At 55.9% G+C, this 20,886-nt stretch carries 15 protein-coding genes; 13 read left to right on the top strand and 2 right to left on the bottom strand.

The window, feature by feature from the left end:
- Positions 1 to 82 precede the first annotated feature (82 nt).
- Entirely contained in the window at positions 83 to 643 is a 561-nt protein-coding gene (locus ACYZUD_RS28125) for a response regulator transcription factor (RefSeq protein WP_462021120.1), read from the bottom strand.
- Positions 636 to 1,898 carry an ATP-binding protein gene (locus tag ACYZUD_RS28120; protein WP_095129467.1) on the bottom strand — a complete coding sequence of 421 codons (1,263 nt, stop codon included), beginning with the start codon at positions 1,896 to 1,898 and terminating at the stop codon, positions 636 to 638. The genes ACYZUD_RS28125 and ACYZUD_RS28120 overlap by 8 nt, the downstream gene beginning before the upstream one ends.
- Before the next feature lie 346 nt (positions 1,899 to 2,244).
- Between ACYZUD_RS28120 and ACYZUD_RS28115 the strand changes: the two genes are divergently transcribed.
- The 13 genes from ACYZUD_RS28115 (at position 2,245) to ACYZUD_RS28055 (ending at position 20,877) form a co-directional block, all read left to right on the top strand.
- On the top strand, positions 2,245 to 2,961 hold the full coding sequence (locus ACYZUD_RS28115) for an SIMPL domain-containing protein (RefSeq protein WP_462021119.1): 717 nt from the start codon (positions 2,245 to 2,247) through the stop codon (positions 2,959 to 2,961).
- A 569-nt stretch (positions 2,962 to 3,530) separates the two neighbouring features.
- On the top strand, positions 3,531 to 4,697 hold the full coding sequence (locus tag ACYZUD_RS28110) for an ATP-grasp domain-containing protein (RefSeq protein WP_462021118.1): 1,167 nt from the start codon (positions 3,531 to 3,533) through the stop codon (positions 4,695 to 4,697).
- Positions 4,698 to 4,721: 24 nt separating this feature from the next.
- A complete protein-coding gene (locus ACYZUD_RS28105; RefSeq protein ID WP_462021117.1) occupies positions 4,722 to 5,807 on the top strand; it encodes a cupin domain-containing protein in 1,086 nt (361 codons plus the stop codon).
- A 4-nt stretch (positions 5,808 to 5,811) separates the two neighbouring features.
- A complete protein-coding gene (locus ACYZUD_RS28100) occupies positions 5,812 to 9,192 on the top strand; it encodes an ATP-binding cassette domain-containing protein (protein WP_462021116.1) in 3,381 nt (1,126 codons plus the stop codon).
- A 48-nt stretch (positions 9,193 to 9,240) separates the two neighbouring features.
- On the top strand, positions 9,241 to 10,176 hold the full coding sequence (locus ACYZUD_RS28095; protein ID WP_462021115.1) for a hypothetical protein: 936 nt from the start codon (positions 9,241 to 9,243) through the stop codon (positions 10,174 to 10,176).
- A gap of 13 nt (positions 10,177 to 10,189) precedes the next feature.
- On the top strand, positions 10,190 to 11,077 hold the full coding sequence (locus tag ACYZUD_RS28090; RefSeq protein WP_462021114.1) for a phytanoyl-CoA dioxygenase family protein: 888 nt from the start codon (positions 10,190 to 10,192) through the stop codon (positions 11,075 to 11,077).
- Positions 11,078 to 11,128: 51 nt separating this feature from the next.
- Complete coding sequence (locus tag ACYZUD_RS28085) at positions 11,129 to 11,977, top strand: aminotransferase class IV (protein ID WP_462021113.1); 849 nt, start codon at positions 11,129 to 11,131, stop codon at positions 11,975 to 11,977.
- Positions 11,978 to 12,144: 167 nt separating this feature from the next.
- Positions 12,145 to 13,746 carry an ABC transporter substrate-binding protein gene (locus ACYZUD_RS28080; protein ID WP_462021112.1) on the top strand — a complete coding sequence of 534 codons (1,602 nt, stop codon included), beginning with the start codon at positions 12,145 to 12,147 and terminating at the stop codon, positions 13,744 to 13,746.
- A 259-nt stretch (positions 13,747 to 14,005) separates the two neighbouring features.
- Positions 14,006 to 15,604: an ABC transporter substrate-binding protein gene (locus ACYZUD_RS28075; RefSeq protein WP_462021111.1), complete on the top strand. Its 1,599-nt coding sequence runs from the start codon at positions 14,006 to 14,008 to the stop codon at positions 15,602 to 15,604.
- Positions 15,605 to 15,778: 174 nt separating this feature from the next.
- Complete coding sequence (locus tag ACYZUD_RS28070; RefSeq protein WP_462021110.1) at positions 15,779 to 17,197, top strand: OprD family porin; 1,419 nt, start codon at positions 15,779 to 15,781, stop codon at positions 17,195 to 17,197.
- A 79-nt stretch (positions 17,198 to 17,276) separates the two neighbouring features.
- The gene (locus ACYZUD_RS28065; protein ID WP_462021109.1) at positions 17,277 to 18,872 is read left to right on the top strand and encodes an ABC transporter substrate-binding protein; all 1,596 of its coding nucleotides are present in this window, start codon (positions 17,277 to 17,279) and stop codon (positions 18,870 to 18,872) included.
- Positions 18,873 to 18,944: 72 nt separating this feature from the next.
- On the top strand, positions 18,945 to 19,955 hold the full coding sequence (locus tag ACYZUD_RS28060; protein ID WP_056854996.1) for an ABC transporter permease subunit: 1,011 nt from the start codon (positions 18,945 to 18,947) through the stop codon (positions 19,953 to 19,955).
- A gap of 10 nt (positions 19,956 to 19,965) precedes the next feature.
- A complete protein-coding gene (locus ACYZUD_RS28055; protein ID WP_462021108.1) occupies positions 19,966 to 20,877 on the top strand; it encodes an ABC transporter permease subunit in 912 nt (303 codons plus the stop codon).
- The last annotated feature ends 9 nt before the right edge of the window (positions 20,878 to 20,886 follow it).

Raw genomic sequence — 20,886 nt, 5'->3', positions numbered from 1 at the left:
AAGAAAAGAACACGCACGAACCGATCATAGATGATCGGTTCGGGTTATCGCGAGGCACGGCCGGCATTCGTTCAGCGCAGGTTCAGCGACGAACGGGGCGCTTCTGCAGTTTGCGCTGCAGCGTACGGCGGTGCATGCCCAGCGCACGGGCCGTGGCGGAGATGTTGCCCTCGTGTTCGGTCAGCACGCGCTGGATGTGTTCCCACTGCAGGCGGTCCACGGACATCGGGTTTTCCGGCACCAGGGTGTCGAGGTCGGCGTGCTCGGAAAGCAGCGCGGCCAATACGTCATCGGCGTCCGCCGGTTTGCACAGGTAATTGCAGGCGCCGCGCTTGATCGCCTCGACGGCGGTGGCGATGCTCGAGTAACCGGTGAGGATCACCACGCGCATGTCCGGGTCGAGCTCAAGCAGTTTGGGCAGCAACACCAGGCCCGAATCGCCGTCCATTTTCAGGTCCAGCGCGGCGTAATCCGGGATGTCGGCCTGAGCAATGGCCAGGCCTTCTTCGGCGGAACCGGCGGTACTGACGCGAAAACCACGGCGGGCCATGGCGCGAGCCATCACGCGGGTGAACGTGGCGTCGTCATCTACCAGCAGCAAATGCGGCAGTTCTTCGCCTTCGACTTGGATATCGTCACTCATGTTCGTCTCCTCGGGCGACACGGGGCAGGCGCAGCTCGGTGAGCGTGCCGCCTTCCTCATGACTGTAGAGTTTCACTGAGCCGCCGGCGCGTGTCACGCTGGCCTTGCTCAAAAACAGGCCCAGGCCGAAACCTTTGCCCTTGGTGGTAAAAAACGGTTTGCCGATCTGTTCGGCAATGGCCAGCGGCACACCGGCGCCGTGGTCGCGAATGCTGATGGTCAAATCCTCGGCATTCCAGTCCAGCGTCACTTGCAGCCCTTCAGGGCACGCATCGGCGGCGTTGTTGAGCAAATTCAATAGCGCCTGGGTCAGGTCCGGCGGTGGCGCCATGCGCGGTACCGTGCCTTGGCCCAGGCGCTGGAAGCGGTAACTGGCTTCCGGGCGCATCAGGTGCCAGCGGTTCAGCGCTTCGTCGAGCCAATCAGTGACGTCCTGCATCTCCACTGCCAAACGACGATTGGCCTCGGCGGCGCGCACCAGTTGCTGCAAGGTTTCTTTGCAGAGTTTGACCTGATCCTGCAGCACGCTGAGGTCGTCCTGCAACATCGGGTCGTGATGGTCCTGGCGCATTTCCTTGAGCAACACGCTCATGGTCGCCAGCGGCGTGCCCAGTTCATGGGCGGCGCCGGCCGCCTGGGTCGCCACGGCCAGCAATTGCTGATCGCGCAGACCTTCTTCACGACGGATGGCACGCAGTTCTTCCTGACGGCGCAGCTCTTCAGCCATGCGAGCGGCGAAGAAGGTAATGACCGCCGCGGCCAAGGCGAAACTTAGCCACATCCCGTAGACCTGCAGGTTTTCCCGGGCGATCGGGAAGGTTTGCAGCGGGTAGAAGCGCGCCAGCAGCAAGGTGTACATCGTCAGCGCGATGCCGGACAGAATCACCGAATAACGCCATGGCAGCGTCACAGCGGCGATGGTCAGCGGCACCAGGTAATAAGAGACGAAGGGGTTGGTCGAACCGCCGGAGAAATACAGCAAGGCACTGTGGATAAACAGGTCGCAGGCCAGTTGCACGGCGTATTCGAGTTCGGTGACGGGCCATGAGGTGCGCAGGCGAATCGCCGTGAACGCGCACAGCAGCATCGAGCAACCGAGGGTCGCGGCCAATTGAAACCAGGGCAGCGGCAGCAAGTCGAGCCAGTAGGCCAGGCCCACGGAACCGGCCTGGGCGGCCAGCACCAACGTGCGGATGAACGTCAGCCGCCAGAGATTCTGGCGGGTTGCAGAAGTGATTTGAACGGGGGCGAGCATGAGCTCTCCTGATGAGCGCTCCAGGCGGATCGCACGGAGTATAACCAAGCACGGGGGCTGGCAGGCAAAAGTGCGGCAAACGGCCACATGGCAGAAAGGATTGTGGCGTCTATAAGGCCGCCATCGCGAGCAGGCTCGCTCCCACATTAAATCTGCGTCGTGCGCACGATCTGTAAACACAACTCATACCTTGTGGGAGCGAGCCTGCTCGCGATTGACCGCGCAGCGGTCACTGCAATCCATCTGTATAGAAGTTGTAACTGTGCGAACCGGATCATTAAAGCTAGAGTCTGATGGTTTCACGCAGGCTCGGACCTAACCCCTGCGCATCGTCCAAGGAGTTTTCATGCACACTTTCCGCCGCAGCGCCGCCCTTCTTGCCCTTAGCGTTGGCACCGTCGCCAGCCTTCCGGCCCTGGCCGCCGACGAGCTTCATTACAACCAGATTTCCCTGCGCGCCGAAGTCAGCCAGGAAGTGGCTCGCGACCTGATGATCGTGACCCTCTACACCGAAGAACAAAACACCGACCCGGCCAAACTCGCCGCCGACGTCAGCACCACCATGAACAAGGCGCTGGCCCAGGCCAAGCAAGTCAAAGACATCACCCTGCGCCAGGGCAGCCGCAACAGCTACCCGATCTACGACACCAAGGGCCAGAAAATCACCGGCTGGCGCGAACGCGCCGAACTGCGCCTGGAAAGCTCGGACTTCGCCGCACTGTCGAAGCTGACCGGCGAACTGCTCACCGACCTGAAAATGGGCGGCATGGACTTCGCCATTGCAACGCCGACCCGCAAGGCCAGCGAAGACGCCCTGCTCAAAGACGCCGTGACCGCATTCAACGCCCGCGCCCAACTGGCCACCGACGCCCTCGGCGGCAAGGGTTACAAAATCGTTAACCTGAACCTGAACAGCAACGGTTACCCACAACCGTACATGCGCGGGCCGATGATGATGAAAGCCGCCAGCATGGACGGCGCACCGGTGACGCCGGAAGTGGAAGCCGGCACCAGCCAGGTCAGCATGACGGCGGATGGGTCGATTGAAGTGTTGATGCCTTGATTCGATAACCGGCACACAGAAACGGCGATCACCGAAGTGATCGCCGTTTTTTATTGCCTGCCCGAAACCGGGTGGGCGTGTCTGATGATTTTTTGGTGATTGATCCGCCGCCATCGCGAGCAGGCTCGCTCACACATTTGATCTGTGTTGCACACAAAATCCATGTACACATTAAATCCCTGTGGGAGCGAGCCTGCTCGCGAAGAACGATAACGCGGTCTATGCCGGATCGACGTTATCTCACGGTCGATCGCTGAGTTATAGAAAACAAATCTATACGCGCACCAACACTTCTGAAGGAAACAACTTACACGCCTTTAGGAAACTTCCCTCAACAAATTAAAGCATGCCGTTCAGGCACTGTAAGATGGATCTGTTTTTGCTACGCACTATTTCCAACCCACTTTAACCGAGCTAATATTCAGCTATAGATAGCTCTTGTTGCACACCAACAGCCCAACCAACTTACTATATGCAACTGAATTCAACCCATTAAAACCTAGTTCATGCCTTACCTAAAAGCATGAACAACCTTGACAATCGACCCCACTCGCCATCAATGGAACTCTATGAAAAACATTGTACTGATAGGCGGACATGACGAAACCTTCATGCATTTCGAAGGTTTAGGCATTAACTTCATCGTGCTGCAACTTCCTGAGTTACAGGGTAAAAACCTCGCAAAACTTACCAACCATATTCATCTCGTCAGTGATTTCTCCGAAATCACCATCATCGAAGAAATGAATGAAATACTAAAAATACAACCTATCGATTTCATTTTTTCATTCACAGAGGATGGGCTGCTTTCCGCCGCACGTGCCAGTCAACATTACACCATCCCGGGCATCGATTACGAAACCTGCGAAATATGCATACGTAAACCTTTGATGCGATCTAGGCTGAAACATACCGAATTCGCCGTTGCCAGCAAGATCTGTAGGACCAGAAGGGACGTCGAAACGTTTTTCAACTGCTACCCAAACGGAATGGTCTTAAAAGACCCAACGGGCTCCGGTAGCGAAAACGTTTTCATCATCAAAGACTCTGTGTCCCTGCTCGATACGTTGGAGAGACTCAATCAGGAAAATTTCGTCATGCTGGCGGAAGTCTTTTTGAACGGGCGGGAAGTTAGTGTCGAAACACTGACCATCAATTCACGACACCGAGTCCTCGCCGTTACCAACAAACAACTATACAAAACATCGCTCGCAGAAGAGCAGCACATCATATCGCCGGACAATCTCGACAGCGGCACACTCAGCCAGTTGAGTCGTTATTGCGAGCGTCTGCTAACCGCGATCAATCACACACATGGTCCTTGCCATATTGAAGTAACAATAGCGGATGGAAAATTTTACCTAATAGAGATCAACAACCGGGTCGGTGGAGATTACATCGGCTTGCTGGTTGAGCTGACAACAGGTGTAGATCTCTTTAGAGAAACACTACGCGTCTATAGCCACCAAACCGAATCAGACACGACCAACACTCAACTGACACACTACAAATTCGCGGGTTCTCATCTTTTTTATGAACCACTGAACCCGAACCTTATCAGGGATTACATGCAGGAAGTGGACATCATCAGGCTAGTAATGGGTGAAGCCAATCCCCCGCAGGGAAGACCGCACATCAACGATGACAAGATCGGCCTAGTGGTCATTGCCAGTAATGATCGAAAAAAGTTCTATACCGCCATTGACCACCTGAACAGACTAAGTTCCGAAAGTTAATTACCAACAATAGGAATAGACAATATGGAAGTTATCTCTAGAAGTGACATCACCCCCCTCAACAGCGTGGTGGTGAATGGCGCCTTACACGACTTGGGTGTTGTAAAAATATTTTCCCAACATCCCGCACTAGCCCAGTTCATTCCGTCCAAAAGCGAGCTGGCCCTTAGCTGGGTCAGACTCGAAAAGGACCAGGAATTGTCGGTTCACCAACACCCCGAGGCGAGCCTGATCCTGATTTGTGACGGCTCGGGGAAAACCCTTGGCGATACAGAACGAAATATCGAGGCGGGCGATATGGTGCTGGTCCCGCCCCACTCGCGGCATGGTTTCAAAGGCACCAACGATGGTTTCTGGGCACTATCTATCCAGTTCAACGGTAAGGCCCTGTACGAGGACACCCTTCAACCGAATGTCGTCTTCAAGGCTCAAGAAACAGTCCATGCCAAGCCCGCCGACGCGCTGTTAAAAGATAACGAGGGTTATCTGGAGAGCTTCAGGAACAGTCGGCTGCTTTCACTGATCAATTCGCCGTCGATCGATCAGCCCGAAGTACGCGAAAGGCTTCTCGATTGCCTGCAGACCTGGTCAGACATGTTTCAGAACCTGCTGCATATACGTGTGGCGATGACGCTTGATCCTGCACACAAGAAAATCGCGCTTGAACACCTGGTGGAAGAACTGGGACACAACAACAACCTGCGCAATCAGCGCGATGCCACTCACTCGCCCATATGGGACGCGGCATTCCTGTCAACCATGGAATGGTTCAGGCATCAAATGCTCTACAAAAACGACATGGTCAAGACATTGCTGATGCACATCGTGCTGGAAGGCAGCGGCGAGATTTTCCATAGCGAGGCGGCCCGCGTGTTTACCAGCATGCCGCACTTCCAAGAGCACGGTGAAGATGATGGCAGCCACGTCAGCATGGGCATAGAGCTGTTGAATCAGGCATCACCCAAGGAAATCGAAGAGCTGCGTGAAACCCTGAGCGAAGGTTGGATCATGATCACCCTGCTCTGTGACCGGTTCGCCGACATCGCCCGCGCTGATCACCCGCATCGTGCAATGGATACAACACCTCCAACCAAGCCGGCATACAACTGACCTCATGAAGATTGCAGAAATCCTGAACACAATTTTATGGTTTCAGATCCCTGAACCCGGACGCCATCGAGGCGCGTGTTCCGTCCACGCGTCCCGCTGGCAGCGCTGGCGTGGCGCTGCGATACAGGATGCTGGGAAAGAAAACGGGAAGGACAGGCTTCACCTCAGGATTTTTGCAGCCCTCAGACAAGATATCGTGTTGGCGTTTGTGGCCATCGGTGTGCATACCGCAGCGGCATTTGGCGCCGCCATTACCCTCAAGTCGTTGCTGGCGCAGCTCATACAAGACGACTTGGCGGTAATGTCGAACATCGCACTCGGTGCCACCTGCATGGCGCTGACCTACTGCGCCTGGCTGACGCTCAACCACTCGTTTTTTCTGGCTGAACTGGTGGGTGTCGGCGGTCGCTCTTATGTGGAACAACGCCTTCTGCTCAAAAAGAACAGTGCACTGGGTGGCTCGTCTCCACTCAGCCTCAATACGTTGTTTGACCGCGAAGCGGCACGTGTCGAATCTTCATGGTCGGGACTTATAACAATCTCGCTGGCACTCGCCACGGTCATCTTTACCTCAACATTCTTCTTCTTTGCCTTAGGTGTCAGTGCATTGGCCGCGTTGGCAGTCATTGCCGTCAGTTCACTGGTCGTGTTCTGGGTGGCCCAACGACTAAGCATGACCTATGCACAACTATCACTGAACGCCACGCAACGCATCGAGATAGGCGTGTTCGCTACAAAAAACCGACGCCAGGCCTGGCTTAAGAACTGGAATGCCAAACTGATAAGCGACTACGCCGACAAACGAAACCTCGAAGCTGCGTCGCTGAAAAAAGCGGCCCGCCTGGTGGCGGCGATCAGCTTGATCTCGACGATGACACCCATTGCGGCGCTGCTGAGTGCGGCACTATTGCAGCTAGTCTATTTGGGTCACGTCGATGCGCCGGGAGTATTGGCAGCCATTGCATTGATTGGCGGCTTGAGATCCGTCGCCAATAACATTCCGGATATTGTGCAAAGCATCTCTCAAGGATTTGTCGGGCACAAAAACATCGAGCATTTCCTTCGTGCCAATCACGCCGACTCGTCCCCCCTTGAACCGGTACAGCTACCGACCACCCAAGCTAAACATATTGCGATTGTCGGGACCCCGAGCAGCGGCAAGACCTCGGCGCTGCGAAACCGAGCACAATGTCTTGACGCCACTGACGGCCGAGCAATCTTCATTCCGGACGAGCCGTGGATATTTGCCGGTGGGCTTCGCGAGAACCTGAGTCTTTACCGCAGAGATTTTTCAAACGGCGAGGCCTGCCGTGCCCTCGCTCTGTCTCGCTTGCCCGAGCACTTCTACGTTGATTACCTGAGTGAGCTCACCCATGGCGCAGAGGGCAACTGGGACGTTTCCAGAGGCCAGGGAAAGCGCCTTGAGTTGGCCAGAGCCTTGGTCGCACAGCCGCAGTGGATCTTCATTGACCAACCCACCTCAGGTCTGGACGAAAACCTCACGGAGGGCCTGCTTGTTTCACTTCTGCAAGGTCCATGGCGCGATACCAATGTCATTTTCGTCACAGACAAACAGGAAGAGAAAGCGGCCGCGCAAGAAATCTGGACAGTGGCGGGCGGCAACATTGCGCACGTGCAAACCAATCAACTTGCAGCGCGTTCGAGACCTGTTGGCACCCGCACCGAGAACCTCACCCCGGTTGTTCCGGCAGACGAAGCAGAGTCTCTCTCTGTACCCGAGCAGTCAGAACCTGCTGCGACACGCTCAAGGTCAATCACAAGAAGCCTGCTGGATTTCGGCCTATGGAGAATCTCGTTGGTAGCCTTCGTGCTATTCGCCTTTAAAGAAGTGTTTACCATTGCGGGTGATTACATTATTGCCAGCGGTTACCTGGCGACACACTTGCAGCTGTCCTTGATCGGGCTGGGCAGTGTTTTAGTGGTGAGTGCTGTCCTGTCGATTTTCGGGGCACTGAATACCGTCAGGAAAAGTATTGATGCAGCCTCAACCCAATGCATTCATTACTTCTCGAATTTGATGAATCCAGGCCTGGACCACACTCTGGCTCAAGAAGTTAATCGTGACAGCCAGAACAAGCTGACCTGGGATCAGCGTCGCATCGACGAGGTTCTGCCGGTGTTGCTACTGGAAACAGTTGGCGCTGCAACCTTGCTGTCGATAACAATCGGCTACGTCATGCTGAACAACCTCTATGTACTGCTGCCGTTCATTGTCATCGGTCTTTGCTACTGGTATGGCGCAAAACAATCCGGCGAACTACTACAGCGATTCAACACAGGGGAAATCGACGCCACGTCCACCTTGTTTTCAAATGTTCAGGCACTGAATTGGGCGGGTGGTCGATTTATTAATGCACACGACAATTCGATGATTCTGGATTGGTTGTCACCCAGCTTGGCCACTCGGGCATTCGCCTCGTTGGACAATGCTGCAACGCGACGCTGGTATAGCTACAAGCTAGATTTGATGGGTGTTTTTTTCCTGTCGAGCATCGTTGCGTCAACGATTTACTTCCACTCAACGGGCACGGTCAGTATGGCGAACGTTTTGGCGATCAGTCTCTCCTACAGCCTGATTGCGATTTTTTCACGACTTGGCAGATGCCTCGTTGAACTCAGACAAGTCCTGGACAGTGCTGATCGTCTGGGGGTTGCCAGCCTTCAACCGCGAACTTCGTCGGAGCAGACAAAGGTCGGTTCAAATACCCCATTGGTGTCCTTTTCCGATGTCACGTTCGTAAACCCGAGTAGCGGTTCAACGGTGCTCGAACAGTTCAACCAATCGTTCCATGAGAATGAAGTCATTGTGGTCATGGGTACCAGTGGCGTCGGAAAATCCACGTTTGCCAACCTGATAGTGGGTAGTTTGCTCCCGAGCCAAGGGGAGATATCCACACTGGGTGACACCGATAGGTATCTGACACGCCAGCATGCGGAAGACGTCCAGTTACTGACCTCCAACCCCGTGTTTAAACCAGGTTCGTTGGCGCAGCACTTTAACAACCCGTCACTGGAAGAACTCAATCAACGCGCGGCCTATCTCGGGCTCTCGGATGTTGTCGAGCAATTGCAGGATGGCTTTAATCAACTTATCCCCTGGAGTGGTGAAATAAACCTGAGCAAGTCAGAACTGCAACGACTGGCATTGCTTGACCTGACCATCAACACCCCGGCGATTGTCATCCTTGATGAAGCAACTTCAGAGTTGAACAGCGAGGATGAAGTTCAGTTGATTCGCAAGCTGATTTCTGCGCTGCCAAATACGCTGTTCTTCATCATTACTCACAACCCCGAGCTTTCCCCACTCGGCAACAGAAATTTCAATTTCAATCATGAAAAACGGCTGGTTGAAAAAACGGCGTAAAAAGCCCCCGAATAAATCCTCACGAGTGGTTATACAAGGATCGTAAATATGGAGTTGCACGCGCAACGAGATGCGTTTTGTATCAGCTATGGTGTCTCTCGCCCACAACTACCCCTGTGTGGAATAGCCCATTGGGAAGCAACACTCAAAGGAACGGTGGTCCAGCACAACGCCCTGCATGAGGAACAGGCTTATGTAGCCTCGGGCTTCTTTTACCTACCGGTTTCCGAACGCCCCGATCCGCATTATCTGAATACGCTTGCACAAGAGGCACACACGGCCGACTGGCTGTTAGTACCGTCCCTGGAAAAGTCGACAGAGTCGATACGGCAGCAATATGAACAAGAAATTATTCCGGTGCCCTTCATGCAAGTCGCCTACCTGCAAGTTGAGGGGACTCTGGATGAGTGTTTGCTCACGTCCATGGGCAGAAAACACTACAAAGAAATGATACGCCTGACACGCCGGACCGAAGACCTCTGTCATACACAGGTATATCGTCTTGGTGAATTGTCCGAGAACAGCGAGGAGCTGGCGGCGTTTTCACTTCTTCAATCCTTCAATGTGGATAAATACCAGCATGTCAAAAACCTCTATTCGCTGGAGGCAATACAGGCACTGGCACGGTCGACGGAAGGTTCAAAGTACTACATTAAAATGAACTACGACAAAACTACTCATGCACCGGTCTATGGCTCACTCAGTTACGCCGATGAACAACGCGGAGTTTTCTCGCAACTTGTTCAAGGTCAAAACCGAAGCCAGGTTCCGGCGGGGCTGAACCTGTACGTCAGCGACTACTACCAACTGTACAAAGTGGCAGAATCACTCGGCTTCAAGAACAACTGCCTGGGGCGGGGAGCAATCGATATAAAGATACGGATGGGCGCCAACCGGGTGATGGACGTGGAGAACTGGCTGATTCCGATCCGAACAAACAATCCGCATCAGATGCATGAATTTTCAAGTACGAGAGACAGCTAACAAGGAGTTTTAAATGTCTTTTTTCAATATTAACAAGCAACTTTGCAGCGCTCACAGGATAGAGAACGGCGTTTCTATCCTGGATTACTCAACGTCGAACTTTGACTTGGCAGGGACACTCCAGAAAACCTTGGCCAGTCGCTACAACCTCAAAGCCGACTTTGCACTGAACAAAATACATGAATACCTGAGCCGGGAAGAAATCAGCAATCATCTGGAAGACTCCGGCCATTGGCATGACCCTCTACAAACACTCGGGTCGCCGATGATCGAGGCGTATTACAAGTTTGTTCATTGGCTCAGCGACCATCTGGGGTTTGATTTCGTGTTCGAACACAACCCATTGGTCCGCTATCACATCCCCACCAAACTGGATGATCGATATAGGTTGCCGGATGGCGAACTTTTCACCCATCACTCGGACACGCTACTGGGCGATTATTTTCAACAAATCAACATGTGGCTGCCATTTTGTGACGTGAAAAATACCGGCGCGCTCAGCGTTTGCTCCAAAACTTCCAGCATCAACACCCTTAAAGCCTTCGCCCAAGAGCAGGGCTATACTTACGACGAATACAAAGAAAGTCGGGTCGCTTTTTTTGACTATGCGAAGCAACGTCCGCAACTGATGGCCGACCTGCGCACGGACGCCATGCCGACCAATCTTCGTTACGGTCAATGCTTGATGTTTGACCCCAGGATTCTGCACGGGACTGCAGAGAACATGGAAAACATGACGCGAGTCAGCATGGACTTCAGGATCGTCCCAGTGGACGACTACGAATCCATCATCAAGGAACTCGAACGCCAAGGTGGACGCCCTAATAGCTATGAAGGTGAAGGCTTGATCAAGGGCGAGTTCTACAACCCACTGACCGCGCGCGAAATCATACAAAATTAATGTCCCACTTCGCCCTAAAACATCATAAGAACATCAATCAGGGAATAGATTATGACCACGGCCCTCGCCTGGCTGGACGGCGAATACCTCCAGCACGACCAGATAAACTTGTCGCCCGTCACACACTCGCTGTCCTATGCATCCTCAGTCTATGAAGGCATGCGCAGTTATGGCGGTAAGGTATTCAAGTGCGAGGAGCATTTACAACGGTTACAACAGTCAGCCCGTTTGTTCAAACATGACCTGTATTACACCAATGCAACGCTGACTGAGGCGTGCAATGAACTGCTCAAGCGCAACGAACTGCAAGACGCGTACATAAAAATAATCGTGTTTTATGACGAAGCCGACGTCAGCTTCATGGGCCGAGGTTGCTGCAGCAAAGTGTTGATATTTGTCCTGCCATTCGCTCCGAAGGCAGCGACCACACCTTATAGACTCACGACCGCCAGTTGGAGACGCGCGCCCGCCGATTGTCATCCCTACCAAGCCAAAACCTCTTCTACCTATGCGCTTAGTTTCTTGAGCTTTCGTGACAAAGGCGAGGCGTTTGACGACGTGCTGTTTCTCTCGACGAGTGACACAGTCTGCGAATCCAGTGGTTCCAACATTTTTTTTGTGAAGGGCAACGAGCTCATTACCCCGACAACCGAAATGGCACTGGCAGGCATCACCCGCCGCGTCATCATTGACGAACTGGCCCCGGCACTGGACCTGCAAGTCATACGACGAGATATTTCAAGTTCGGAGCTAAGCCAGTTCGACGGTGCCTTTTTATGTGGTACGGCGATGGAAATCACCGAGCTGTGCGGCATCGATAGCGTTTTTTATGAAAAGAACCCATGGGTCGAGTTGTTGGCCGCGAACTACAAAAAAAGCGTTATACAGACCTTATCCTGACTATCCGGGGAGCCATATGGCGGGTGCGGAGTCTGGTCGCTTCTACCCCCCTAAACTGGCTGATTATACTGAGATAGAGGGGTTGACTTAAAAAACGATATTTCCTTCAAACCGGTCTAGAACGCTACCCTGAGGAAAACACCGCTACCCAAACCCTCGGGGACTCCATGGAAAGAACCACCGTCAAACCACTCCTGCTCGCTCTCGCCCTCGCAACAACCGCCCCATTGGCCCAAGCCGCCACCACCCTGGTCTACTGCTCCGAAGCCAGCCCCGCCGGCTTCGACCCCAGCCAATACACCAGCGGCACCGACTTCGATGCCTCGGCCGAAACCGTCTTCAACCGTCTCACCCAATTCAAACGCGGCGGCACCGAAGTCGAACCCGGGCTGGCCACACGCTGGGACGTGTCCACGGACGGCCTCACCTACACCTTCCACCTGCGCGACGGCGTGAAATTCCACACCACCGACTACTTCACCCCGACCCGCGACTTCAACGCCGACGACGTGTTGTTCACCTTCCAGCGCCTGCTCGACCCCGAAAACGCGTTCCGCAAGGCCTACCCCGCCGAATCGCCGTACTTCACCGACATGGACCTGAACAAAACGATCAAGAGCGTCGACAAAATCGACGACCACACCGTGCGCTTCAGCCTGAACAACATCGACGCCGCGTTCGTGCAAAACCTGGCCATGAGCTTCGCCTCGGTGCAGTCTGCCGAATACGGTGCCCAGCTGCTAAAAGAAGGCAAAGCCGCGGACATTAACCAGAAGCCCATTGGCACCGGCCCGTTCGTATTCAAGCGTTATCAGAAGGACTCGCAAATCCGCTTCGCCGGTAATAAGGCGTACTGGAAACCCGAGGATGTCAAACTCGACAACCTGGTGTTTTCGATCACCCCCGACGCTGCCGTGCGCTTGCAGAAACTCAAGACCGCCGAATGCCAGGTCAGCGGCTACCCGCGCCCGGCCGACATCGAAGTGATGGAAAAAGACCCGAACCTGACGGTGCTCAAGCAGGCCGGGTTCAACCTCGGCTTCCTGGCCTATAACGTCACCCATCCGCCGCTGGATCAGCTCAAGGTCCGTCAGGCGCTGGACATGGCCATCGACAAGCCCGCCATTATCAAAGCGGTCTACCAGAGCGCCGGCCAACTGGCCCAGAACGCCCTGCCACCGGCGCAATGGTCATTTGATCCGAACATCAAGGACGCGCCCCACGATCCAACTAAAGCCAAGGTGCTACTGAAAGAAGCAGGGGTTGCACCCGGTACCACCATCAACTTGTGGGCCATGACCGTGCAGCGCGCATCGAACCCCAACGCGCGGATGTCGGCACAGATGATCCAGCAGGATTGGGCCAAGGTCGGGATCAACGCCAACATCGTCAGCTATGAGTGGGGCGAGTACATCAAGCGCGCCAAAAACGGCGAACACGACGCAATGATCTACGGCTGGACCGGCGACAACGGTGACCCGGACAACTGGCTCGGCGTGCTCTACAGCTGCGCCGCGGTGAAAGGCAGCAACTACGCCAAGTGGTGCGACCCGGCGTACGACAAACTGGTCCAGCAGGCCAAGGTATCCACTGACCGGCAGCAGCGGGTCAAACTCTACCAACAGGCCCAGCAAATCCTTAAACAACAAGTACCTATCACACCGATTGCGAACTCCACGGTGTTCCAGCCACTGCGCAAGGAAGTCACCGATTTCAAGATCAGCCCGTTCGGCCTCACCCCCTTTTACGGAGTGGGTATAAATAAGTAACACCGCGCTCCAACCGGGTGCACCAAGCACCCCGGTCGCCCCTTGCCGGTGCGACATTTGCACCGAAAAAACCATGCGCAAACGGTCAAATGCGCGCCATTTTATACATATGCGACATTAAGGTACGTTCGTGCCACTGTTTAAGGCTTGTGGCCGCTCAAGATCTTGCAATGGGTATGGCCCCTGCATAAGTATCCGCAGGCACGACTCACGAGGTCGTCCTCAAAATCAAAAAATGACAACAAATCATGAGGCCACCATGCTTAAACACGCGGTCATTCCGTTTTTAGTCGGCGCAGGCTTGTTAGCTAGCGCACCTTTCGCCCAAGCGGCGACTAACCTGGTGTTTTGCTCCGAAGGGAGCCCGGCCGGTTTCGATACCGCGCAGTACACGACGTCGACCGATAACGACGCCGCCGAACCGTTGTACAACCGACTCGCAGAGTTCGAAAAAGGCGCCACCAACGTCGTACCAGGCCTGGCAACGAGCTGGGATATTTCCGAGGACGGCCTCAAGTACACCTTTCACCTACGCGAAGGGGTGAAATTCCACACGACCAAATACTTCACGCCTACTCGTGATTTCAACGCCGATGACGTGCTGTTCACGTTCAATCGCATGCTCGATCCGCAGCAACCTTTCCGTAAGGCTTACCCAACCGAGTTCCCGTATTTCAACGGGATGAGCCTGAACAAGAACATCGCCAAGGTCGAGAAGACCGGGCCGCTGACCGTGGTCATGACACTCAACAGCGTCGACGCCGCGTTCATCCAGAATACCGCCATGAGCTTCGCCGCCATCCTGTCCGCCGAATACGCCGACAAACTGCTGGCCGAAGGCAAGCCGAGCGACATCAACCAGAAACCGATCGGTACCGGGCCGTTCGTGTTCAAGAGCTACCAGAAAGACTCGAACATCCGTTACAGCGGCAACAAGCAGTACTGGGATCCGAGCCGGGTCAAGCTCGACAACCTGATTTTCTCGATCAACACCGACGCTTCGGTGCGGGTACAGAAACTCAAGGCCAACGAATGCCAGGTGACCCTGAGCCCGCGCCCGGCCGACGTACCGGCACTGAAGAACGACACGAAACTGCAACTGATCGAAAAGCCCGGTTTCAACCTCGGCTACATCGCCTACAACGTCCGCCACAAGCCTTTCGACCAGCTCGAAGTGCGCCAGGCGCTGGACATGGCGGTGAACAAGCAAGGCATTCTCAACGCCGTGTACCAAGGCTCCGGTCAATTGGCAGTCGGCGCCATGCCACCGACCCAGTGGTCCTACGACGACACCATTAAAGACGCTGCCTACAACCCGGAAAAAGCCAAGCAACTGCTCAAGGCTGCCGGTGTGAAGGAAGGGACCGAAATCACCCTGTGGGCCATGCCGGTCCAGCGTCCGTACAACCCCAACGCCAAGTTGATGGCCGAGATGCTCCAGGCTGACTGGGCGAAAATCGGCCTCAAGGTCAAGATCGTCAGCTACGAATGGGGCGAGTACATCAAGCGCACCAAGAATGGCGAGCACGACATCAGCCTGATTGGCTGGACCGGTGACAACGGGGACCCGGACAACTGGCTCGGCACGCTTTACAGCTGCGACGCCATTGGCGGCAACAACTACTCCATGTGGTGTGATCCGACTTACGACAAGTTCATCAAGCAGGCCAAGGTCGTCACCGATCGTGACCAGCGCACCGTGCTTTACAAACAAGCGCAACAGTACCTCAAGCAGCAGGTGCCGATGACGCCAGTCGCCCACTCGACGGTCAACCAGCCGTTGAGCGCCAAAGTCGAAGGGTTCAAGGTCAGCCCCTTCGGTCGCAACGTGTTCTCGGGCGTCAGCCTGGAAAAATAACCGATTAGCCTGAAACGCCGGAGGGCGGATTTCCGCCCTCACGCAAGCGTATTGCCGTAATTCGCCGATCAGGCCTACAGCAAACGTTTGCCAAGCCTTGAATGAGTTGTAAACCAAATAGCCGGATCACCAAAAAAGACCGGCATTAAAAAAAGAAAGTAAGGAGCTTCACCCATGAAACTGAGCAGCACCGCGTTACTGGCCTTGGCCATCAGCAGCGTTACCGCCACGGCGTACGCAGAATCCCAGAGCCAGGCATTCACCCCGGTTACCGTGAAAGAAAAAAGTGCTCAGAGCGAAGCCACTGGTTTTGTCGAAGGCCAATCGGTCACCGGCTCCACGCGTAACTGGTATGCAAATGAGCTGTTCAAGCGCGGCGCGACGCTCCGCTACAGGGACAACGGCGTACTGAAAGAAACGGATCGCCGTATCAACTGGGTACAGGGCACCATCGTCAAGTACAACTCGGGCTTCACTGAAGGGACTGTCGGTTTCAGCACCGAAGTTGCGGCTTACAACGCCATCGCCCTGGATCGTGATCGCAAGGATCTGGCTTCCGGCAATGGCGGTGCGCCTGAACCTGGCCGCGCACGCCCTGGCAACAACCGTACCCTGACCGAGAATGGTGGTGACGCGGTTGATCAGTGGAGCAAACTGGGCCTGGCCAACGTCAAGGCACGTTTCTCCAACACCACACTGACGGCCGGTCGCCAGAACTTCAGCAGCCCGCAAGTGGATGTCATCGGTAACCGTCCTCTGCCTTCGAGCTTCGAAGGTGTGACGCTGCACAGCGAAGAGCTGGAAAACCTGTCCTTCGACCTGGGCACCTTCGACCGCAACTCGCCGCGTACCGAACAGAGCCAGCGCAAGTTCCGCTCCGAATACGGCGACAGCAGTGCCGAAGCCGATCACGTCAACACCGCCGGTATCACTTACCAGCCGTTCGCCAGCCTGACCACCAGCCTCTGGGGCACCCAGGCTGAAGACCTGTGGAACCAGTACTATTTCGGCGCCAGTCACGTATTGGGCGACAGCTCGATCCTGAGCCTGACCACCGGCCTGAACTACTACAAGACCGTCGACGAAGGCAAAAAACTGCTGGGCGACATCGACAACGACACCTACTCCCTGTCGTTCGGCCTGACCCACCAGGCTCATACCGTGACCTTCTCCTACCAGGAAGTGAACGGTAACGAGTACTTCGATTACCTGCACGAAACCAACGGCATCTACCTGGCCAACTCCCTGCTGTCGGACTTCAACGGCCCGAACGAGAAATCCTTCCAGATCGCCTACGGCCTGAACATGGCCGAATACGGCGTTCCAGGCCTGAAGTTCAACATTTACCAGGCTCGCGGCTGGGGCATCGACGGCACCAAGTACAAGGGCGGCGGCTACGACGGCGTGCAGTTGATGGACGGCGAGCATCACTATGAATACGGCATCGGTGCGGCGTACGCCGTGCAGAGCGGCCCGCTTAAAGCCACCGCTATTCGCGCGACCTACACCACTCACCGCGCCAGCGAAAACCAGGCCGATGGCAGCCTCAACGAGTTCCGTCTCGTGACTACCATCCCGTTCAACATCCTGTAATGCACCTGCCGAACGGCTGATTCAGTGACGAATCGGCCGTTCGGCTTTTGTCCTTTTAACCGATTGCAGAGGGCTCTTGATGAAAATGCTTCCCCTACGTGCGGCCATCGCTGCCGCGTTGCTGAGTGTCGCCGTTGGCGTCTCGGCCAAACCCCTGGTGGTTTGCACCGAAGCCAGTCCGGAAGGCTTCGACATGGTCCAGTACACGACTGCAGTCACAGCCGATGCGGTGGCCGAAACCATCTTCAATCGTCTGGCGGATTTCAAGCCCGGCACCACTGAAGTGATTCCGGCACTGGCCGACTCCTGGGACATCAGCGAGGACGGTCTGACCTACACGTTCCACCTGCGTAAAGGCGTCAAGTTTCACACCACCGAATACTTCAAGCCGACCCGCGACATGAACGCCGACGATGTGGTCTGGAGCTTCCAGCGTCAGCTGGACCCGAACCACCCATGGCACAAACTGTCGAGCGTGGGCTTCCCGTACTTTGAAAGCATGGGCTTCAAAGAACTCCTGAAAAGCGTCGAGAAAGTTGACGACAACACCGTCAAATTCACGCTGACCCGTCGCGAAGCGCCGTTCCTGGCCGACATCGCCATGGCCTTCTCCTCGATCTACTCCGCCGAGTACGCGGATCAGTTGCTCAAGGCCAACAAGACCGGCGACCTGAACAACAAGCCGGTCGGTACCGGCCCGTTCATCTTCCAGCGTTACGCCAAGGACGCCCAGGTTCGCTTCAAGGCCAACCCGGACTACTTCCGCGGCAAACCACCGGCTGAAGCGCTGATCCTGGCCATCGCCACTGACAACAACGTGCGCCTGCAGAAGCTCAAGGCCAACGAGTGCCAGATCGCGCTGTACCCGAAGCCGGATGACATCCCGAGCATCAAGAACGACACCAAGCTGAAGGTCGACGAACTGAACGCGATGACTGTCGCGTACATCGCCATCAACACCACGCACAAATACCTGAGTGACGTGCGCGTACGTAAAGCCATCGACATCGCCTTCGACAAGGAAGCGGCCGTCAACGCGTTGTTTGGCAAAGGCAATGCGACCGCTGCGGTCAACCCGTTCCCCGACACTCTGCTGGGTTACAACCACACCCTGAAAAATCCGGCCCGCGACCTGGACAAGGCCCGCGCCCTGCTCAAGGAAGCAGGCGTACCGGAAGGCACGGTATTCACCCTGTTCACCCGCAATGGCGGCGGTGCGACCAACCCGAACCCGATGCTCGGCGCGCAGATGATGCAGGCCGACCTGGCCAAGGTCGGGATCAAGATCGACATCCGCGTAATGGAATGGGGCGAAATGCTCAAACGCGCGAAAAACGGCGAGCACGACATGGTTTCCGCCGGATGGGCGGGCGATAACGGCGACCCGGATAACTTCCTGACGCCTATGCTCAGTTGCGAAGCGGCCAAGAACGGCGAAAACTACGCGCGTTGGTGCAATGAAAAGTTCCAGGCACTGATCGACCAGGCTCGCGCCAAAGTCGACCCGGCCGAGCGCGCAGCACTCTACGAACAGGCCCAGGTTATTTTTAACCAGGACCAGCCATGGATCAGCATCGCTCACACTAGAATGTTCACCGCAATGCGCAACAACGTAGAGGGCTATCACATTAGCCCCCTCACCACTAATAACTTCGCCACCACCCAGGTGAAGTAGATAAGAAACTACCGGCATTCCTGACCCAGGAATGCCGGGCACGCCTAACCGGCTGATGAGGTACACCACAAGATGTTTAGTTTTATTGCCCGCCGACTGGGGTTATTGATTCCCACGTTCTTCGGCATCACCTTGCTGACTTTCGCGTTGATTCGCATGATTCCTGGCGACCCCGTGGAAGTGATGATGGGCGAACGTCGAGTCGACCCCGAAATGCATGCTCAGGCAATGGAACGCCTTGGCCTTAACAAACCGCTGTATGCCCAATACCTGGACTACATCGGCAAGTTGGCCCACGGCGATCTCGGTGAATCACTGCGTACCCGTGAAAGCGTATGGACCGAGTTCACCTCTCTATTCCCCGCGACCCTGGAACTGTCCATGGCCGCCCTGTTGTTCGCCGGCATTCTGGGCCTTCTGGCCGGGGTGATCGCGGCACTCAAGCGAGGATCCCTGTTCGACCACGGGGTGATGGGCGTCTCCCTGGCGGGATATTCGATGCCGATCTTCTGGTGGGGCCTGATCCTGATCATGTTCTTCTCGGTGTCCCTGGGCTGGACCCCGGTGTCCGGGCGGATCGACCTGCTCTACGACATCGAGCCGCGAACCGGCTTCATGCTCATCGATACGCTGCTGGCCGATGACGTCGGTGCGTTCTTCGATGCCCTGCATCACCTGATCCTGCCGGCCATCGTGCTGGGCACCATCCCGCTGGCGGTGATCGCGCGGATGACCCGTTCTTCGATGCTCGAAGTGCTGCGTGAAGACTACATCCGTACCGCTCGCGCCAAAGGCCTGTCGCCGTCGCGTGTGGTGTTCGTCCACGGCCTGCGCAACGCGCTGATTCCGGTACTGACCGTGGTCGGCCTGCAAGTCGGCACATTGCTGGCCGGTGCGGTTCTGACCGAAACCATCTTCTCCTGGCCCGGCATCGGCAAATGGCTAATCGAAGCCATTGGCGCACGGGATTATCCCGTGGTGCAAAACGGCATCCTGTTAATCGCCTGCCTGGTGATTCTGGTCAACTTCGTAGTGGACATCCTCTACGGCTTTGCCAACCCACGCATTCGTCACCAGCGCTGAGATCATGACCATGACCACTCCAATTCCATCGGTAGCAGTCGATCAAAGCCTGCTGTACCCGTCCCCGTACAAAGAATTCTGGCACGCGTTTTCCAGGAACAAAGGGGCCGTCGCCGGCCTGATGTTCATGCTGCTGGTGATTTTCTGCGCCCTGTTCGCCCCGTGGGTTGCCCCGCATAACCCGAGCGAGCAATACCGCGACTTCCTGCTGACCCCGCCGGCCTGGCTGGAAGGCGGGCAGATCCAATTCCTGCTCGGTACCGATGAACTGGGGCGCGACCTGCTGTCGCGCCTGATCCAGGGTTCGCGCCTGTCGCTGCTGATCGGCTTGTCGTCGGTGGTGATGTCGCTGATTCCAGGCATCCTGCTGGGTTTGTTCGCCGGGTTCTTCCCGCGCCTGCTGGGCCCGACCATCATGCGTCTGATGGACATCATGCTGGCCCTGCCGTCCCTGCTGCTGGCCGTGGCGATTGTCGCCATCCTCGGCCCTGGCCTGATCAACACCGTGATCGCGATCGCCGTGGTGTCCCTGCCGTCCTATGTTCGTCTGACCCGCGCCGCGGTGATGGGCGAGCTGAACCGCGACTACGTGACCGCCGCGCGCCTGGCCGGTGCCACGCTGCCACGCCTGATGTTCATCACCGTGCTGCCCAACTGCATGGCGCCGCTGATCGTTCAAGCGACCCTGAGTTTCTCCTCGGCGATTCTCGATGCCGCGGCACTGGGCTTCCTCGGCCTTGGCGTACAACCGCCAACCCCTGAGTGGGGCACCATGCTGGCTTCGGCTCGCGACTACATCGAACGCGCCTGGTGGGTCGTCAGTCTGCCTGGCTTGACCATTTTGCTCAGCGTGCTGGCAATCAACTTGATGGGCGACGGCCTGCGCGATGCGCTGGACCCGAAACTCAAGAACGCCGCCTGAGGAGATTCA

The organism is Pseudomonas sp. XS1P51, assembly GCF_054897845.1.
This window is presented reverse-complemented; position numbering and strand designations above follow the sequence as displayed.

What these genes read in the sequence shown, in the direction of transcription:
- ACYZUD_RS28125 (WP_462021120.1), bottom strand. Translation starts at nt 643, where the DNA reads ATGAGTGACGATATCCAAGTCGAAGGCGAAGAACTGCCGCATTTGCTG.
- ACYZUD_RS28120 (WP_095129467.1), bottom strand. Translation starts at nt 1,898, where the DNA reads ATGCTCGCCCCCGTTCAAATCACTTCTGCAACCCGCCAGAATCTCTGG.
- ACYZUD_RS28115 (WP_462021119.1), top strand. Translation starts at nt 2,245, where the DNA reads ATGCACACTTTCCGCCGCAGCGCCGCCCTTCTTGCCCTTAGCGTTGGC.
- ACYZUD_RS28110 (WP_462021118.1), top strand. Translation starts at nt 3,531, where the DNA reads ATGAAAAACATTGTACTGATAGGCGGACATGACGAAACCTTCATGCAT.
- ACYZUD_RS28105 (WP_462021117.1), top strand. Translation starts at nt 4,722, where the DNA reads ATGGAAGTTATCTCTAGAAGTGACATCACCCCCCTCAACAGCGTGGTG.
- ACYZUD_RS28100 (WP_462021116.1), top strand. Translation starts at nt 5,812, where the DNA reads ATGAAGATTGCAGAAATCCTGAACACAATTTTATGGTTTCAGATCCCT.
- ACYZUD_RS28095 (WP_462021115.1), top strand. Translation starts at nt 9,241, where the DNA reads ATGGAGTTGCACGCGCAACGAGATGCGTTTTGTATCAGCTATGGTGTC.
- ACYZUD_RS28090 (WP_462021114.1), top strand. Translation starts at nt 10,190, where the DNA reads ATGTCTTTTTTCAATATTAACAAGCAACTTTGCAGCGCTCACAGGATA.
- ACYZUD_RS28085 (WP_462021113.1), top strand. Translation starts at nt 11,129, where the DNA reads ATGACCACGGCCCTCGCCTGGCTGGACGGCGAATACCTCCAGCACGAC.
- ACYZUD_RS28080 (WP_462021112.1), top strand. Translation starts at nt 12,145, where the DNA reads ATGGAAAGAACCACCGTCAAACCACTCCTGCTCGCTCTCGCCCTCGCA.
- ACYZUD_RS28075 (WP_462021111.1), top strand. Translation starts at nt 14,006, where the DNA reads ATGCTTAAACACGCGGTCATTCCGTTTTTAGTCGGCGCAGGCTTGTTA.
- ACYZUD_RS28070 (WP_462021110.1), top strand. Translation starts at nt 15,779, where the DNA reads ATGAAACTGAGCAGCACCGCGTTACTGGCCTTGGCCATCAGCAGCGTT.
- ACYZUD_RS28065 (WP_462021109.1), top strand. Translation starts at nt 17,277, where the DNA reads ATGAAAATGCTTCCCCTACGTGCGGCCATCGCTGCCGCGTTGCTGAGT.
- ACYZUD_RS28060 (WP_056854996.1), top strand. Translation starts at nt 18,945, where the DNA reads ATGTTTAGTTTTATTGCCCGCCGACTGGGGTTATTGATTCCCACGTTC.
- ACYZUD_RS28055 (WP_462021108.1), top strand. Translation starts at nt 19,966, where the DNA reads ATGACCACTCCAATTCCATCGGTAGCAGTCGATCAAAGCCTGCTGTAC.